Raw genomic sequence first — 17107 nt, 5'->3', positions numbered from 1 at the left:
GGACCTCGACGAGGGAACGCCCTCGGTTGTGACACGAAGGGAAAACAATGATGAACACACCCCTACTGGTGACCGGCGGCACCGGAACCATCGGCAGCGCCGTCGTCCCGATGCTACGCGCGGCGGACCGCACGGTGCGGATCCTTTCCCGCCACCCGGGCGAGGACCGCGACGGCATCCAACACGTCGCAGGCGACACAGTCGCGGGCCGTGGCCTGGCCGAAGCACTCAACGGTGTCGAGGTCGTGCTGCACCTCGCCGGCGGCGCCAAGGGCGATGACACCGCAGCCCACAATGTCGCCGCTGCGGCGAGGCGTGCGGGCGTGCGACACCTCATCCTGATCTCAGTCATCGGGGCCGACCGGATGCCGATCGGCTACTTCCGGGCCAAGGCGGCGGCCGAGCAGGCCATCGCGGCATCGGGCGTGCCATGGACGGTGCTGCGCGTCGCGCAGCTGCACGAGTTCGTCCTGCCCGTGGTGCGCGGCCTGATGAGACTCCCGGTCCTCCTGACACCGGGTGGTCTGCGATTCGAGCCGGTGCACGTCGACGAGGTGGCCGCTCGACTGACGGAGCTCGCGCTCGGGTCGCCGGTCGGTCAGACCCCGGACCTCGCTGGCCCAGAGGTTCTCACCATCCGCGAACTGGCAGACACGTATGCCGAGGCGCTGGGAAAGCGCCAACGTGCCGGTCTGCCGGTGCGCATCCCCGGCGCCACCGGTCGGGCCTACCGTGCCGCAGACAACCTTGCGGGGGAGTCCGCACGACGAGGCGAGCGCAGCTGGCAGGAGTTCCTGACGGACACGGTGCCCGTCAGATCGTAAGGTCGCCTCATGGAGAAGAGCCCCAATCACTGGCGCGGGGCTGCCGCACTGCAGAGGACGCTCCGTGAGGAACACGGGGGCGACGCCGACGCCGTCATGGCGCAGGCCTTCGCCGACACGTCTGCGGGCGAGGCGGAGCGGAGCTATCGCGAGGCCATGGCGCGCAACCACGGGCTGCGGTTCCGCGCGGCGGACGTGAACCTGCCCCAGCAGGTGCTCCAGCCGGACGAGACGGTCTTCGACGTCGCGGTGGGCGCGCTCCGCTCAGACACCTTCCCGCTCCTGATCGTCACCGACCAGAGGGTCCTCCATGTGATGGACCGCCTCCGCGGCTGGACGATCCTCGAGGAGGCTCCCGCGGCCGAGGTCACCGGGGCAGAGATCGAGGAGCGACTGCTGTCCGGACGGTTGCGCGTGCACGTCCGCGACGGTGACGGTCTCTCCCTGAAAATCAGCGAGTGGACCCGGACCCAGGAGGTCGCCGAGTTGATCCAGCGCCTGGCCACCGGAAGACCCCCGCCTCGCTGAGGCGAGAGCCGACTGCGCCACCAGTGCCACCCACGTCTACGGTTTCGTCGGTGACGGCGAGGGCGATCACGACGCGGCGGCGGAAGCCGAGCGTCGCCCGGGAGGGTCGGCACGCAGCTCGTCGTATGCGGCACGGACAGGGAACGCCCCCTTGGGACCGCCGGCCACGACCAACTGAACGGCGAAAGTCCCGGTCAGACTGCTCTGACCGGGACTTTCATCGCTATCTCGCGGTGCGCGAGGGGGGAGTTGAACCCCCACGCCCTTTCGGGCACACGGACCTGAACCGTGCGCGTCTGCCTATTCCGCCACTCGCGCGAGTGCCGAGCAAGATTAGCACGCAGCAGGCACAGATTCCGCATCGTCGCCGCTCAGCACTGGGAACCGGCGTCGCCACAGACGCGTTGCCACCAGCAACGTCCCGACCGGCGCGTGATTGCCAGACGGACCGACCTCACCCAAGTACGATCATTGAAGGCCACTGGTCCATCCGGCGCTGCGCGCGGGCGGGCCACCGACAGCGAAGGGAGTGTCATGGGAATCATCGACCGCGTCGAGCGCGGCCTCGAGCGCGCCGTGAAGGCCCCGTTCGCCAAGGTCTTCAAGGCGGAGGTCCAGCCCGTGGAGATCGCTTCGGCGATGCGCGGCGCGATGGACGAGCGGGCTGCCGTGCTCGGTCCGGGCCGCACCATGGTGCCCAACGTGTTCACCGTCGAGCTGGCCAACACCGACTTCGAGCGGCTCTCCTCCTATGACACGGCGCTGACCGATGAGCTGGTCGCCGCTGCGGAGGACCACGCCGACGCCCAGCGCTACACCCCGGCAGGAACCGTCGAGGTGCGCCTGATCTCCGACGACGAGCTCGAGACCGGCATCTTCCGGGTCCGTCCGGCCAGCAAGAACGCCCGCCGCCAAGGACAGCGTCCCCCGCAGCAGGGCCCGCGTCCCGGCGGCGGTCAACGACCCGACCAGAGCCGTATGCCGCAGGGCCAGCCCCGCCCGCAGCCTGGCCCCAGTGGTGGGCACAGTGGTGAGCCGGCAGGTGGTGGGCCGGGTCAGGACCCCAACGCCGCCTTCCGTCCGCCGCAGCAGGGCGGCCCCTCATCTCAGCAGGGGATGCCCCCACAGCAGACTGGTGCACCCGCTCAGGGAGCCCCACCACAGCAGCGCCCGGCGGGCGCACCGCGACAGGCCCCACCCGGGGTCGGAGCAGCCGCCGCCGCAGCCGCCCGTGGCGGACAGGCCGGCGCCGGCACCCCGGCATACGCGCCTCCCGGCAGCCGCGGACCCAGCACCCGCGAGTTCCCCACCTCCACCGGCCGTTCCCAGCGCCCGGTCAGCGGTAGGGGGCCTCGCCCCTGGCTCGACATGAATGGGCGCGCCCACAGCCTGACCGCGGCGGTCACCGTGCTCGGCCGTGATGCCTCGGCCGACCTGGTGGTCGACGACCCGGGCGTCTCCCGTCGGCACGTCGAGGTGCGGATCACCCACGACGGCCCACACCAACAGGTGATGGTTCGCGACCTGGGGTCGACCAATGGCTCCTATGTCAACGGCGACCAGGTCGGCACCGAGCAGCTCACCGAGGGCGACCGGCTGACCGTCGGCTCGACCACGCTCATCTTCCATGCGGAAGGCGGCCGATGAGCGACAGGATCCGCGAGGACACGAGCTTGCGAGGACCGGAGCGATCCGCGGAGCTCGTCAAGGAGGCGCGATGAGCGAGCTCACCCTCAACATCATCCGGCTGGGGATCCTGGCCCTGCTGTGGGCCTTCGTCTTCAGCGTCGTGGGGGCCCTGCGCGGTGACCTCTACGGCACCCGGGTGCTGACCCGCGGCAGTGGCCGACCTGAGCGCAGCGGAGGCGCAGGTCGCGCGCCCCGTGCAGTGCGCCGCGGCCCGCAGACCCTGGCTGTGGTGGAGGGCGGTCTGCGCGGCACGAGCCTGCCGCTCAACGAGGGCGGGGTGCTGATCGGCCGCAACCCCGAGTGCGCGCTGGTGCTGACCGATGACTATGCCTCGGGGCGCCACCTGCGCATCTATCTGGGCCCCGACAGTGTCTGGTATGCCGACGACCTGGAGTCCACCAACGGCACCTTCATCAACAACCAGCGGATCGGGACCGGGCACCGGCTCGAGGTGGGCACACAGATCCGGATCGGCCAGACCATCCTCGAGCTGCAGCGGTAGCCGCCATGTCAGTCGCGCTGCGCTATGCCGCCCGGTCGCACCTGGGTCTGGGCACCAAGAGCCGGAACGAGGACTCGGCCTATGCCGGTCCCGAGTTGCTGGTCCTCTGCGACGGCATGGGTGGGCACGCGGCGGGCGACGTCGCCAGCTCCCTCGTCGTCGGCGAGTTGGTGCACCTCGACGGTGAGAGCCACGGCGCCGACGACATGAGCAGCGTCCTGGAGCGCGAGATGATCGCGGCCAACGACCGGCTCGCCTCGGTGTCCGAGGAGTCCGAGGCCACGGAGGGCATGGGCACCACCTGCATCGCGATGATGCGCTCGGGCTCCAAGTTGGCCGTCGCCAACATCGGCGACTCCCGGGCCTATCTGCGCCGCGGCACCCGCGTCACGCAGATCACCAAGGACCACTCCTTTGTCCAGCAGTTGCTCGACGAGGGGCGGATCTCCGAGGAGGAGGCGCTGCACCACCCGCAGCGCTCGCTGGTCACCCGCGTCTTCACCGGTCGCCCCGACGACCGCCCCGACCTGTCCATGCGCGAGCTGCGCGTGGGCGACCGGCTGCTCCTGGCCTCCGACGGTCTGACCGACTATGTCGCCGAGTCCACCGTCGCCGACCTGCTGCGCAGCGAGGAGCCAGCGGGCAAGGTCGCCGACCAGCTCATCGCCATCTCGCTGCGCGCCTCCACCCGCGACAACGTCACCGTGATCGTGGCCGACGTCATCGACGCCAGCCAGGACGGCACCACCGACCCCCAGGTCGTCGGCGCCGCCAGCGAGCGCCGGGGCACCCAGCTGCTCACACCCGAGACGCCCGCCGAGAAGGCAGCGGCCCTGTCCCGCACGGTCCACGGCACCGACCCGGGCCCCGAGCTGGCCGAGGAGACGGAGCGCGGAGCAGTCCGGACCTGGTTGCGCCGCACCATGATCGGGCTGGCGATCGTCGCGGTCGTAGCGGTCGGTGCGTGGGCCACCTATGACTGGTCCCAGCGGCAGTACTACGTCGGCGAGGCTAACGGCCACGTCACGATCTTCCGTGGTGTCAGCCAGGACCTGGGCCCGCTCGTCCTCTCCCAGGCCGAAGAGGAGACCGACATCGAGCTGGAGACGCTGCCCAGCCACTATCGCAACCGGGTCATCAACACCCTCACCGCCGATGACCGGTCCGACGCCGACAGCATCGTCACGGAGCTGCGCAACCTGGCTCTCCCGCGGTGCGCGGACGTGATTGAGGTCCCGTCACTGCCCCTGCCCGGCGACCTGGCATCGGAGACCGCCGGACCGGACGATGCCGAGCGCACGGCTGGACCGGATGATGCCGAGCGCACGGCTGGAGCGGACGACGCCTCGGCCACCACGGCACCTGACGGCAGCTCAGCGACGGCCGGTCCGGAGGACGCGGCCGCGACCTCCACCGGACCCGACGCTGCTGCCGCGACCGGCGGCAGCGGGCAACGCCTCCCGGCCCCGGTGGACTGCGTGCCGTGACCACCGTGACCACGTTCCGACCCCGCACGGGGCGGACGACCGAACTCGTGCTGCTGCTCTTTGCGATCGGCATCGTGCTGCTGGCCTATGTCAACGTCGGCCTGGCCGTGCGCGAGGAGGTGCCGGCCAACCTGGGGATGACCGCCGGGATCTTCGTGGGGGTGACCGTCGCCTTCCACCTGGTGCTGCGGTGGAAGGCCAGGTATGCCGATCCACTCCTGCTCCCCATCGCCACCCTGCTCAACGGGCTGGGTCTGGTGATGATCCTGCGTCTGGACTATGCGGCCGGGCGCGGTGTGGACAGCCTGGTGGCCGGGCGGCAGGTCATGTGGAGCGCACTCGGCATCATCCTGGCCGCTGCGGTGCTCTTCATCATCCGCGACCACCGGTCGCTGCGGCGCTACACCTACATCGCGATGGTGGTCGGTTTTGCGCTCCTGCTGGCGCCCATGCTGCCGGTCATCGGCCACGCGGAGAACGGCTCGCGCCTGTGGATCCGCATCGCCGGGTTCAGTTTCCAACCAGGTGAGGTCGCCAAGATCGCCCTCACTGTGTTCTTCGCCGGTTATCTGGTCGCCACGCGCGACGCGCTCTCCCTGGTCGGGAGGCGCTTCCTGTTCCTGCAACTGCCCCGCGGTCGCGACCTGGGCCCGATCCTGGCGGCCTGGGGGCTGTCGATCCTGATCCTGGTCGCCCAGCGCGACCTGGGGTCCTCACTGCTGTTCTTTGGGCTCTTCGTGGCTGTCCTCTATGTCGCGACGGAGCGGGTCAGCTGGATCATCATCGGTCTGTCCCTGTTTGCTGCCGGCGCGTTCGTCGCCTGGCGGATCTTCGCCCACGTGCAGACCCGCGTCGACCTGTGGCTCGACCCGTTCGGCGCAGACGCCTCCTCCGACCAGGTCGCCAAGGGCCTGATGGGCATGGGACACGGAGGGTTGTTCGGCACCGGGCTGGGTGAGGGTTATCCGCACCTGACCTACTTCGCCAACAGCGACTACATCTTCGCCAGCTTCGCCGAGGAGCTCGGGCTGATCGGCGTCTTCGCGATGCTCATGCTCTATGCCCTGCTCGTCGAGCGCGGTCTGCGCACAGCCATCGGTGCCCGCGAGGGCTTCGGCAAGCTCCTCGCGGCCGGCCTCGCCTTCTCGATCGGCCTGCAGGTCTTCGTCGTCGTCGGCGGGCTGACCCGGGTGATCCCGCTGACCGGTCTGACCACGCCGTTCCTGTCCGCCGGCGGTTCCTCGCTGATCGCCAACTGGATCATCGTGGCCCTGCTGCTGCGGATCAGCGATCATGCCCGACGACCGGTCGCCGAACGGGTTGCAGATGACGACCGCCAGCCCGCGCCCGGCGCGACCGCCCCACAACCGGGAGGTGCCCGGTGAACTCACCCATCCGCAAGCTCGCCGTGGTCGTCTCGCTCATGTTCGCGGCGCTGCTGGTCGCCATCACCTGGATCCAGTTCTTCCAGGCCGACACGCTGCGTGAGACGGCCGGCAACCGCCGGACCCTGCTGCAGGAGTATGGCCGCGAGCGCGGTGCCATCCTGGTGGACGGCACGCCGATTGCCGAGTCCGAGCCCACCGACAACGACCTGCGGTGGATGCGCACCTACAGCCAGGGCCAGCGCTACTCCCACGTCAGTGGCTACTACTCCTTCACCTATGGCCCCGGCCCGGGGCTGGAGCGCTCCTCCAACGCCTTGTTGGCCGGCTCGGACAGCTCCCTGTTCTATCGCCGGCTCCCCGACATCCTGATCGGCCGCGAGCCGACCGGGGCCACCCTCGAGCTCACGATCGACGCCGATGTGCAGCGTGCGGCCGATGAGGCGCTGGGGGATCGACGTGGGGCCGTTGTGGCGCTGGACCCCAGCACCGGTGCGATCCTCGCCCTGGTCAGCCACCCGACCTACGACCCGAACTCGTTGTCCTCGCACAACCTCAACGCTGTGCAGCAGGCCTATGAGCAGCTCTCGACGGACGAGTCCCGCCCGTTGACCAACCGGGCCACCGGCGGCGATCTGTATCCCCCCGGCTCCGTGTTCAAACTGGTGGTGGCGGCCGCCGCGCTGGAGTCCAACGAGTTCGACCCCGACAGCGAGCTGCCCTCCCCGCTGCGCTACACCCTGCCGGGCACCGAGACCTCGATCCCCAACTTCGGCGGCTCCTCGTGCAGCGGTGAGGACACCACGACACTCTTCGACTCCGTGCGCGTCTCGTGCAACACCTCGTTCGGGTGGCTGGCCAACGAGCTCGGCGCCGAGACCCTCAACCAGCAGGCCGAGGCCTTCGGCTTCGGCCAGTCCCTGCAGGTCCCGCTGCCGGTCACCGCGAGCCGCTATCCGGTCGACGCGGACGATGCCCAGGTGGGACTGACCGGCATCGGGCAGTATGACGTGCGCGTCACCCCCATGCAGGTCGCCATGGTCTCCGCGGGCATCGCCAACGGCGGACAGGTGATGACTCCCTATCTCGTCGAGACGGTCCGCGACAAGGACCTGTCCGAGATCGACACCACCAAGGCGCAGGAGTTCAACGACGCGATCAGCGAGACCACGGCTCAACAGCTCACCGAGATGATGGTCGCCGTCGTCGAGTCCGGCTCGGGCTCACGCGCAGCGGTCCCCGGCGTGCAGGTCGCCGGCAAGACCGGGACCGCGGAGTTCGGCACCAGTGGAGCGGCACACGCGTGGTTCACTGGGTTCGCCCCGGCGGACGACCCGAACATCGCCGTGGCCGTGGTCGTGGAGAGCGCGACCGACGACTGGACCGGTGAGACCGGCGGCGTCGTGGCCGCACCGATCGCACAACAGGTCCTTGAGGCAGGAGTGAACCGATGAGTGAGGACAAGCTGGTCCTCGGCGGACGTTACGAGGTCGGCGAGCTGATCGGCCGGGGCGGCATGGCCGAGGTGCACAAGGGGCACGATCTCCGGCTCGGGCGGACCGTGGCCATCAAGATCCTGCGCACCGACCTGGCTCGCGACACCTCCTTCCTGGCCCGCTTCCGCCGTGAGGCGCAGTCCGCCGCCGGCCTGAACCATCCCTCGATCGTGGCCGTCTACGACTCCGGCGAGCAGGACATGCACGAGAGCGGTGGAGCACCGGTCCAGGTGCCCTACATCGTGATGGAGATCGTCGAGGGCCAGACCCTGCGCGAGATCCTCAACACCGAGAAGGTCCTGGACCCCGACGAGGCCGCCCGGGTGACCGCGGCCGTGCTCGCGGCGCTGTCCTACTCCCACGAGCGGGGCCTGGTCCACCGCGACATCAAACCGGCCAATGTGATGGTCACCCGCGGCGGCGCGGTCAAGGTGATGGACTTTGGCATCGCCCGGGCGCTGGCCGACACCGCGGCCACGATGACCCAGACCCAGTCGGTGCTGGGCACCGCCCGCTATCTCTCGCCGGAGCAGGCACAGGGCGAGGACGTCGATGCCCGCTCCGACCTCTACTCCACCGGCTGCCTGCTCTATGAGCTGCTCACCGGCCGCACCCCCTTCGTCGGTGACCCCGTCTCGCTCGTCTATCAGCACCTCGGCCAGCAGGCCAAGGCCCCGTCCAACTTCCAGGGCGACCTGTCCGAGGCCCTCGACGCGATCACGCTGCACGCGCTGCGCAAGGGTCCCAACGAGCGTTACCAGGACGCCGCGGCGTTCCGGGCCGACCTGCTCGCCGCCCGTGCGGGCGACCCCATCAGCCCGCAGGCCCTGGCCTCGCTGGCCGCGGTCGCGGGCTCCACCGAGTTGCTCAGCGGCGGCGTCGCCTCCAGCGCGGGCTTCGAGACCGAGCCACACCCCGCTCCGGGGATGGTGTCCTCCCAGGGTCGCCCCGGCGGCCGACCACAGCGGATGGCGGGGGGCCCACCTGCCGAGCTGTCGGCATACGACGATGGTTATGAGCGCACCGACGAGATCCCGGTGCGCGAGCAGCGGCACTCCGGTGGCTGGTTGGTGCTCACGGTCCTGGCCCTGCTGGCGCTGGCTGGCGTCGGGTGGGTGGTCTATCAGACCCTCGGGCCCGGCGACCAGGACGAGGTCGTCATGGTCGCGGTGCCCCACGTCATCAGCGACACCGAGACCGACGCCGAGGACAAGATCCGCGACGCCAACCTGGAGTTCGCCGAGCCCGAGCGGGTCAATGACCCCGCCCCCGAGGGGACTGTCATCGACCAGAGCCCGGTCGCGAACCAGCAGGTCGAGGAGGGCAGCGCAGTCACGGTCACCATCTCCAGCGGGCCGGACGCGATCCTGATCCAGGACGTCAGCGGCGACGATGCGAGCTCGGCCCGCTCGATCCTCGAGGGCTCGGGACTGACCGTCGCCGACGAGGTCCAGGAGGACGACGACCCCGACTTCGACAAGGGCATCGTGATCGGCACCGACCCATCGATCGGCACTGAGGTCGCGCCCGACAAGCCGGTGACCCTGATCGTGGCCAGCGGGAAGACCGAGATGCCCGACGTGGAGGGCAAGGACATCTTTGAGGCGATGGGCGACCTGACCGACGCCCGACTCAATGCCAACGTGACGCGCGAGACCGAGGTGCGCAGCGACGTCGAGGAGGACACCGTCGTCAGCCAGTCGATCGAGGCGGGTGAGGTCGTCGACTACGACGAGGAGATCACCCTGGTCGTGGCGGTCCCGCCCCGGGAGACGGTGACGACGACCTACACCCCTCCGGAGCCGACGACCGAGGACCCGACCACCGAGGATCCCACGACCGAGGACCCGACGGAGACCGACGAGCCCCCGACCAACCAGCCCACGTCAGTGCCCACCCTGCCCACCGACGACCCGACCGACGACCCCACTGACGACCCGACCGAGACCACGACTGACGACCCGACGGACACCGACGCGGCACCCACGGGAGAGCCCAACCCGGCGTGACCGCAGGCCCAGTCAGTCGGCGGGAGCGGTCAGTCGGTGGGCACGGTCAGTCGGTGGGCGCGGCCCGCACCACGGTGGGGTCGAGCACGTCCACGAGCACTGGGCCGGCGCCGGGCGCCCGCCAGACCCGGGCGCTCGAGCCGACGCCCGGCACCTGAGGTTGCAGCAGGCGCCGCACCTCACCCGTCGGCCGCCAACTCGCTCCGACGACTGCGCCACCGGCGGTCCGGACGGTCATCGTGATGCCGAGGACGTCGCCGTCCTCACCGAGTCGCACGTCTCGGTGCGTGACGGTGCCGGGTTCTCCGCGGACGCCGGCGATCGCCGCTCGCCACGCCGCGGAGGCGCTGCGCTCCTCGCCGATGCGCCGGAGCCAGCCGACATAGGCGATGCCGAGGCCGAGGGCCACCAGGGCGATGAAGACGGTGAACAACGCGGAGAACCACCACCCCGGTGACCCCTCCGTCCAGAGCGTGCGGATCACCAGGGTCGAGCCGACCGCCGCGGCTGCCAGCGCGATCCCTACGAGCACGCGACCCGCACCGTTGACCCGTCGCGGCACGGGGAGCTCAGCCGGAGGTGTGGTGGGGTGGTCCAGCCGGTCGACGAACCGGACGATGTGCCCTGCGGGCGGGTGGGTGACGGCCTCGTGCACTGCGGCCTCGTGCGCCATGACCTCAGGTTAGCGAAGGGGTCCTCACCGCCGCTCGAGCGGTCCCTCCTGGGTGGGCTCCGGCCTGGGGCCGAGCAGGTCGGCGTGCTGAGCACGGACGGTCCCGGTGAAGGCAGGCAACTCAACCATGCCAGCATCCGTGACCTCATAGCCCAGGCCCAGGATGTCGGCCCACGCGTGATAGTTGCTGACCGTGGGGTCCTCGTCCAACTGCTGCATCAGCTGATCCACGTCGCCGATCGCCGTGATCGTGTAGGGCGGGGAGTAGACCCGGCCCTGCAGATACAGCGTGTTGCCAACACACCGGACCGCGCTGGTGGAGATGATCCGCTGGTCCTGCACCATCATCGCCTCGGCGCCCCCGGCCCACAGCGCGTTGATCACGCCCTGGACGTCCTGCTGGTGCACCACGACGTCGTCGACCGTGTAGCCCTCGGGCAACGTCTCCAGGGTGTAGCCCGCGTCGTCGAGCACCACCTGGACTCCGGGCCCCTCAACGGCGACGGTCCCCACGACGGGCGCCAGCGCGTCGGCATCGGCATTGGCCGGCAGCCTGCCCTGACCGCTGAGGGCATCGACCTGGGTCTGGAGCTCGGCTGCCTGCTCCGAGAGCTGGGTGACCTGCTCGTTGCGCTCGGTGATCAGCCCGGCCAGGGACTCCGGCTGGGCATCGGCCGGCTCGTCCTCTGCCAGGGCCGCGGAGGTGCCGAAGAGCAGTCCGGCTGCGAGCGCCATGACCGGGACCAGGACGTGCCAGACGCCGCGGCGCCGCGGCGTGGCGACCTCCGGAACCGCCTGCTGCGTCGAGCCCTGGGGGTCGGACGGATCGGCGGCCGGGTGCTCCTGAGTGCTCATCGCTGCCCCTGTCGTCGTGTTGCCGTTCCAGCCTATCCGCGTCCCCACGTATCCTTGACGTGCCGACCGGTTTTCACGCCCGGTCGCGGAGCCGGGCGGCAGCGAGGTCGCCCCGGTCCCCCAGCAAAGGAGTAGCAGTCGTGCCGAAGTCCAAGGGCCGCGCCAAGAAGAAGTCCCCGCAGCAGCGACCCGTCGATGTCGCCGCTCCGCCGCAGATCAACCCGCCCTGGTTCGTGCCGGTGATGTGCGGTCTGATGATCTTTGGTGTGCTGTGGGTGACCACCTTCTATGTCACCAGCGGCGACTACCCCATCGCCATCGGCTACTGGAACCTCGTGATCGGCCTCGGCGCGATCATGGCCGGTTTCATGATGGCGACCCGCTGGCGCTAACGCGTCGACACGTTGTCCACAGGTTATCCACAAGGTGGGGATAACTACACCGGTGTTATTCACAGGCAACGGCGCCCATCCACAGGCAGCGGGCCGGGTGCTGGCCTGTCACATCGACCGCGCAGCCAGACGCCCGGGCCAGAGCGCGGCACTGACAGCACTTCCCGGTTCTTGGAGCCTGCCGTGGCGAGCTTCCAGAACCGGGAGGTGCTGTCAGACGTTGTGGTGGTGCCTCAGAACGGCAGGGGCGCGTCGACGGACATGACCCGCCACAGCGAGGCCGCCGCCAGCAGCACGACCAAGCCGATCGCGGCGGGCCAGAACCAGCGTCGTCGCGAGGCATTCTCGACGGCGGTGCGGCCTGAGGGTGCGGTGAGCGCCAGGATGCCGGCGAGGACCCCGCCGGTGACGGCTCCGCCGAGGTGGGCCTGCCAGGCGATGTTCGGCAGCATGAATCCGAGCACCACATTGATGCCGAGGATCGCGATGATGCCACCGGTCTCGCGGCCCAGGTGCCGATTGAGCACGAGCGTGGCGGCGAACAGTCCGAACACCGCGCCCGAGGCGCCGACCGCCCACACGAGGAAGCCAGCCTCATTGATCGGGGGGACGAGGAGGAGATAGCCGACCGACCCACCGATCGCGCTGATCACAAACAGTCCGAGGAACTTGATCCGGCCGAGGAGGGGCTCGAGATATTGCCCGGTGATCCACAGGGCGAACATGTTGAACAGGATGTGCGTGAAGCTGCCGGTCGAGTGGACGAAGGCTGCGCTCAGGAAGCGCCACGGCTCGATCGCAGCCCAGAACGGCACGAAACTCAGGTCTTCGGTGACGCTGTCGTTGGTCAACTGACCGATGTAGACCGCGACACAGATCCCGATCAGGATCATCGTGACGACGGGACGCCCGCCCCGCGTCCGGGCGCCGAACCGCGAGGTCGGCTGCCGGACGGTCTTGGCCTGCTCCTTCACGCAGTCGACACACTGGATGCCGACGGCGGCTGGCCGCTGGCACTCGGGGCACACTGGCCGACCGCAGCGTTGGCAGCTGACGTAGGAGGGGCGATCCGGGTGCCGCGGGCAGACCGGCGGGGCGGGGGCCGTCATCTGATGATCGTCGAGTCTCGGGCGGCTCGGGTCACTCCGAGACGACGACCTTCTCGATCACGACGGGCTCGGCCGGCTTGTCGTTGCGACCGGTCTTCACCGCTGCGATGGCGTCAACGACGGCCTTGCTCTCGTCGTCAGCAACCTCACCGAAGATGGTGTGCTTGCCCATCAGGTGCGGGGTCGGTCCAACGGTGATGAAGAACTGCGAGCCGTTGGTGCCCTTGCCCATCTGCTTGCCGGCGTTGGCCATGGCCAGGACGTAGGGCTCGTTGAAGTTCTTGTCCGGGTGGATCTCGTCGTCGAAGGTGTAACCCGGGCCACCGAAGCCCTCACCCAGCGGACAGCCGCCCTGGATCATGAAGCCGGGGATGACCCGGTGGAAGGTCAGGCCGTCGAAGAAGGGCTCGGGGTTGGTCCGCCCGGCGTCGTCCTTGTAGTCCTGCTCGCCCGTGGCCAGGCCGGTGAAGTTCTTGACCGTCTTGGGAGCGTGGTCGGGGAAGAGGGTGACGTTGATGTCGCCCTTGGATGTCTGCAGCGTCACGTTCATGGGCTTATCTTCGCACGCAGCGGGCCCAGGAATGCTGGCCGCCATGACCCTCCCCACGGGCCCGGAGTGGTGTCTGACGCACACACGGTGCAGGATGGAAGCCAACGCATGACAAATCAGAGGAGGACTGTGTGTTCCAGCGCAAGAGCAAGCCTGAACAAGTCCGTGAGTCAGCCGAGTCCGCCATGGACAAGGCGTCCGCGAACGTGGGGGCAGCTGCAGGTTCCGTGCTGACGGCGGTCAGGGACGCGTTCGACGAGAAAGTCGCTCCCAAGGTCGGCCCCGCGGCAGAGACGGCCAGCGCGCGTGCCGCCGAGGCCCGCGAACGAGGCTCTGACTTCGCACACCAAGCCAAGGAGCGTGCGGCCCAGGCCCGCGACCGTGCGGTGAGCAACCTCGACCACCAGATCGATGCTGCTGTGCCCAAGGGCCAGGAGGCCATCGCTGGGGTGGGCCCGAAGGTCGACCACGCCCGCGACGTGATCGTCGACGACATCCTGCCCAAGATCTCCGAGATGCTCGGCAACGTGCAGACCAGCAAGGACGAGGTCCTCTCCCGCCAGGATGCCCCGATCGCAGCCATCACCGGCGCCCCCAAGAAGAAGAAGCGCAAGGGCGGCGCACTGCTGGCGTTCGGCGTTGCCGCGGCGCTCGGTGCTGCGGTGGCCTACTACCTGAACAGCCAGAAGAAGCCACCGAGTGACCCCTGGGCAACGGAACACCACGTGGGCGGCGCCCCGGGTGTTGACGCTCAGGTCCGCGCCTCCCTGGCCGACCGTGACACTGCCACCTCTGGCGGTGCGGCGGGCACGGCCGGTGGCGGGGCAGGAGCCGCTGCTGGGTCTGGCACCACCGGCGTTGCAGGAACCACCGGCGTTGCGGGCACCACCGGTGTTGGCACCGCGGGTGCCTCGGACACCCCGCTTGGTGACCGTCTGGCCGCCAAGTCCGGTGACGACCTGGACGGTGGCGCAGGCTCGACCAAGATGCTCGCTGGCGATGAGATCGACCAGCTGGCTGCGGGCTCGCCGGTGACCGGCGATGAGGAGATCCCGGGCACCAGCGGTTCCGGCACCTCCGGCTTTGGGACCGACTTCGGCGCGGACAGCACGAAGGACGCCACACACGCGGCCGAGGACGTCAAGGACTCGACCGACCGGAAGACCGACCTGCCCTGACAGTGCCGGCCTGACCGGGAGCGTGGGCGGCAGTCACCCTAGGTGGCTGTCGCCCACACCTTTGTCCGGGGCCGGGCTGTTGCCACGGGAGCGGAAGCGGCCGGGCCACAAGTTTCACCGCTCACCCGCGTGGCGTCGGAGCGGAGCCGCACCACCGACCTAGCCTGGGGTTTCGTCAGGTGTGCCCCCGGTCGGGAGGAGGGGTTTGGTGTCGGCCCAGACGCACGAACCACGGTCGTCCCCCGACGCGCCCCAGGCACGCACGCAGCCCGCCACCCCACAGACGCCCACCCCACAGGGCCGCGCCCAGCCCGCCACCCCGCAGGCTCGATCCAGCGCCCCGGAGTCGTCCGGCACCCACACTGACCTCCTGGAGCGCGTGCCCGTCCCGCCGATCGAGGGCACGGCACCACCGCAGCGCCGCCGTCGACGACGCGGTCCGCGCGAGGCGGACCCCCGGCCGGGACACATCCACGGGCTGGACGGCCTGCGCGCACTGGCGGTTGTCTCGGTCCTGGTCTTTCACTTCGCCCCGTCGGCGCTGCCCGGCGGCTTCCTCGGGGTCGACATCTTCTTCGTCGTCTCCGGTTTCCTGATCACCACCCTGTTGCTGCGCGAGATCGTCAACCTGGGCCGGATCAACCTGCCGCAGTTCTGGTTGCGTCGTGCCCGCCGCCTCATCCCCGCCCTGGTGACCGTGGTCGTGGTGAGTGTTGCCGCGGCTCGACTCGTCGGCGGCGACCTGCTCGTCAACATCGGCCGTCAGGTCGTCGGGGCGCTGACCTTCAGCACCAACTGGGTCGAGATCGGTGCGGGCGGCAGCTACTTCCACAGCACGTCACCGCTGCTCTTCGTCAACTTCTGGTCGCTCGCGGTGGAGGAGCAGTTCTATCTGCTCTGGCCGCTCGGGCTGGTCCTCGTCCTCGCCCTGACCACCTCGGCCAAGCAACGCATCGGCTTCGCACTGGGTCTGGCGCTGGCCTCGGCTCTGCTCATGGCGGTCCTGTTCAATCCCGACGAGGACTCGACGCGCGTCTACTACGGCACCGACACGCACCTGTTCGGGTTGATGCTCGGCGTCGGGTTGGCCTTCGCCTGGGCCGCACCGCACCGCGCCGGCCTCACGACACCCCAGTGGCGACGCTGGCGACCGTGGGCCGTGGCAGGTTCGCTGACCGTCCTGGTCGCCCTGATGCTGCTGACCTCCGACGGCACCTCGTGGACCTTCCGTGGCGGCATCCTGCTGGCCTGCGTGGCGACGGTGGTCCTGATCGCCGCGCTCCTGGAGTCGCCCAGCCTGTGGCGCCGGCTGATGCAGCTGCCGCCGATGGCCTACCTGGGCGAGCGGTCCTATGGCCTCTATCTGTGGCACTGGCCCGTCCTGATGATCGTGGCCACCATGTTCCCGTATGCCGAGGGCACAGACCGCGGCACCATCACCGTGGTCTGTGCTCTGTTCCTGACCTTCGTCCTGACCGAGCTCAGCTTCCGGTTCATCGAGACACCGATCCGTCGCAACGGCTTCCGTGCCACGCTGTCCCGGATCACCGAGACCGTGCGCGGCGCCGGACGTGGCGAGTTGCCGCAGATCGCGGCAGTGACCGCGGGGATCCTGGTGCTGCTGGCCGGGGTGGCCATCGCGACCGCGCCCGACAAGTCCGAGACACAACGCGCCATCGAGGCCAACGAGGACAACCTCAACACGCCCAGCGTCGACGCGGCCGGTCGTCGGGCGGCCATGAGCGGCACCCTGATCGGCACAGCGGGCACTGCCGACGCGGCACCGACGGCTGACGCCCCCGCCGAGCCGACCCAGGGCTCAGGAGCCGAGGACACGGACGAGGCCCCGGCAGACCCGGAGGACGACGGGGAGGGCAAGGACGCGGCTGGGGACGAGGCCGACCTGCCCGAGGGGTGGATCCTCGACGACGAGGGCCTGATGGTGCCGACCAGCGACACGATCACCGCCATCGGCGACTCGCTCGTGGTCACCAGCGCGGACGGCCTGAAGTGGCGCTTCCCCGACATGAACTTCGCCGCCAAGTCCAACCGGCAGTGGAAGGACGCCAACCCGGTCCTGGAGTCGGCGCTGACTGAGGGCATCGTGCGCGACAACGTGATCGTCCACTTCGGCACCAACGCCGGCGTCAACGAGGACCAGCTGCGGACCTTCCTGGACTCCCTGGGGCCCGACCGCAACGTGGTCGTGATGAACCTCTATGGGTCGAGCACCTTCGTGCCCGACTCCAACAAGGCCATCGAGACGGTGGTCGCTGACTATCCCAACGCCGTCGTCGGCCAGTGGCAGTCCACCATCGAGGCCCAGCCGGACGTCCTGCAGTCGGATCGGATCCACCCCGACCTCGAGGGCATGCACGTCTATGCCGAGGTCGTGGCACGGGCCTTCGACGAGCTCGCCCACCACTAGGC

15 protein-coding genes and 1 tRNA gene are annotated in these 17107 nt (G+C 69.6%); 11 read left to right on the top strand and 5 right to left on the bottom strand.

The window, feature by feature from the left end:
* Positions 1-50: 50 nt before the first annotated feature.
* Both NF556_RS00425 and NF556_RS00420 read left to right on the top strand, forming a co-directional pair.
* The gene (locus tag NF556_RS00425) at positions 51-824 is read left to right on the top strand and encodes an SDR family oxidoreductase (protein ID WP_252593538.1); all 774 of its coding nucleotides are present in this window, start codon (positions 51-53) and stop codon (positions 822-824) included.
* A 9-nt stretch (positions 825-833) separates the two neighbouring features.
* The gene (locus NF556_RS00420; protein WP_252593537.1) at positions 834-1352 is read left to right on the top strand and encodes a hypothetical protein; all 519 of its coding nucleotides are present in this window, start codon (positions 834-836) and stop codon (positions 1350-1352) included.
* Between the two features lie 234 nt (positions 1353-1586).
* On the opposite strand, the gene NF556_RS00415 is transcribed toward NF556_RS00420, so the two are convergent.
* Positions 1587-1670 (bottom strand) — tRNA-Leu (locus tag NF556_RS00415).
* Positions 1671-1886: 216 nt separating this feature from the next.
* Between NF556_RS00415 and NF556_RS21315 the strand changes: the two genes are divergently transcribed.
* The 6 genes from NF556_RS21315 (at position 1887) to pknB (ending at position 9920) form a co-directional block, all read left to right on the top strand.
* Positions 1887-2999 carry an FHA domain-containing protein gene (locus tag NF556_RS21315; RefSeq protein WP_289781772.1) on the top strand — a complete coding sequence of 371 codons (1113 nt, stop codon included), beginning with the start codon at positions 1887-1889 and terminating at the stop codon, positions 2997-2999.
* A 70-nt stretch (positions 3000-3069) separates the two neighbouring features.
* Positions 3070-3543 carry an FHA domain-containing protein FhaB/FipA gene (locus tag NF556_RS00400; protein WP_252593536.1) on the top strand — a complete coding sequence of 158 codons (474 nt, stop codon included), beginning with the start codon at positions 3070-3072 and terminating at the stop codon, positions 3541-3543.
* Between the two features lie 5 nt (positions 3544-3548).
* Positions 3549-5030 (top strand): PP2C family protein-serine/threonine phosphatase, encoded by a 1482-nt coding sequence (locus NF556_RS00395; protein WP_252593535.1) that lies wholly within the window; start codon positions 3549-3551, stop codon positions 5028-5030.
* Positions 5027-6415 carry an FtsW/RodA/SpoVE family cell cycle protein gene (locus NF556_RS00390; RefSeq protein WP_252593534.1) on the top strand — a complete coding sequence of 463 codons (1389 nt, stop codon included), beginning with the start codon at positions 5027-5029 and terminating at the stop codon, positions 6413-6415. Before NF556_RS00395 ends, NF556_RS00390 begins: the two co-directional genes overlap by 4 nt.
* Positions 6412-7869 (top strand): peptidoglycan D,D-transpeptidase FtsI family protein, encoded by a 1458-nt coding sequence (locus NF556_RS00385; protein WP_252593533.1) that lies wholly within the window; start codon positions 6412-6414, stop codon positions 7867-7869. The genes NF556_RS00390 and NF556_RS00385 overlap by 4 nt, the downstream gene beginning before the upstream one ends.
* Positions 7866-9920, top strand: a complete 2055-nt coding sequence (gene pknB / locus NF556_RS00380) for a Stk1 family PASTA domain-containing Ser/Thr kinase (RefSeq protein ID WP_252593532.1) — start codon at positions 7866-7868, stop codon at positions 9918-9920. Before NF556_RS00385 ends, pknB begins: the two co-directional genes overlap by 4 nt.
* A gap of 46 nt (positions 9921-9966) precedes the next feature.
* Here pknB and NF556_RS00375 read toward each other — a convergent pair whose 3' ends face one another.
* Both NF556_RS00375 and NF556_RS00370 read right to left on the bottom strand, forming a co-directional pair.
* Positions 9967-10593: a hypothetical protein gene (locus NF556_RS00375; protein WP_252593531.1), complete on the bottom strand. Its 627-nt coding sequence runs from the start codon at positions 10591-10593 to the stop codon at positions 9967-9969.
* 24 nt (positions 10594-10617) lie between these two features.
* Positions 10618-11448 (bottom strand): DUF881 domain-containing protein, encoded by an 831-nt coding sequence (locus NF556_RS00370; protein WP_252593530.1) that lies wholly within the window; start codon positions 11446-11448, stop codon positions 10618-10620.
* A gap of 140 nt (positions 11449-11588) precedes the next feature.
* Here NF556_RS00370 and NF556_RS00365 point away from each other — a divergent pair, with 140 nt between their 5' ends.
* The gene (locus NF556_RS00365) at positions 11589-11840 is read left to right on the top strand and encodes a cell division protein CrgA (RefSeq protein ID WP_252593529.1); all 252 of its coding nucleotides are present in this window, start codon (positions 11589-11591) and stop codon (positions 11838-11840) included.
* 233 nt (positions 11841-12073) lie between these two features.
* Here the strand turns inward: NF556_RS00365 and NF556_RS00360 are convergent, their stop codons facing one another.
* The gene (locus NF556_RS00360; RefSeq protein WP_306271344.1) at positions 12074-12949 is read right to left on the bottom strand and encodes a rhomboid family intramembrane serine protease; all 876 of its coding nucleotides are present in this window, start codon (positions 12947-12949) and stop codon (positions 12074-12076) included.
* Between the two features lie 31 nt (positions 12950-12980).
* A complete protein-coding gene (locus NF556_RS00355; RefSeq protein WP_252593527.1) occupies positions 12981-13499 on the bottom strand; it encodes a peptidylprolyl isomerase in 519 nt (172 codons plus the stop codon).
* Positions 13500-13630: 131 nt separating this feature from the next.
* Between NF556_RS00355 and NF556_RS00350 the strand changes: the two genes are divergently transcribed.
* Together NF556_RS00350 and NF556_RS00345 are read left to right on the top strand one after the other, a co-directional pair.
* On the top strand, positions 13631-14677 hold the full coding sequence (locus NF556_RS00350) for a hypothetical protein (protein ID WP_252593526.1): 1047 nt from the start codon (positions 13631-13633) through the stop codon (positions 14675-14677).
* A 208-nt stretch (positions 14678-14885) separates the two neighbouring features.
* Positions 14886-17105 (top strand): acyltransferase family protein, encoded by a 2220-nt coding sequence (locus NF556_RS00345; RefSeq protein ID WP_252593525.1) that lies wholly within the window; start codon positions 14886-14888, stop codon positions 17103-17105.
* The last annotated feature ends 2 nt before the right edge of the window (positions 17106-17107 follow it).

Origin of the sequence: Ornithinimicrobium faecis, assembly GCF_023923225.1 — a bacterium.
Lineage (GTDB): Bacteria > Actinomycetota > Actinomycetes > Actinomycetales > Dermatophilaceae > Ornithinicoccus > Ornithinicoccus faecis.
Note: the sequence above shows the minus strand (reverse complement) of the source record. Positions and strands in the feature narration are given on the sequence as shown.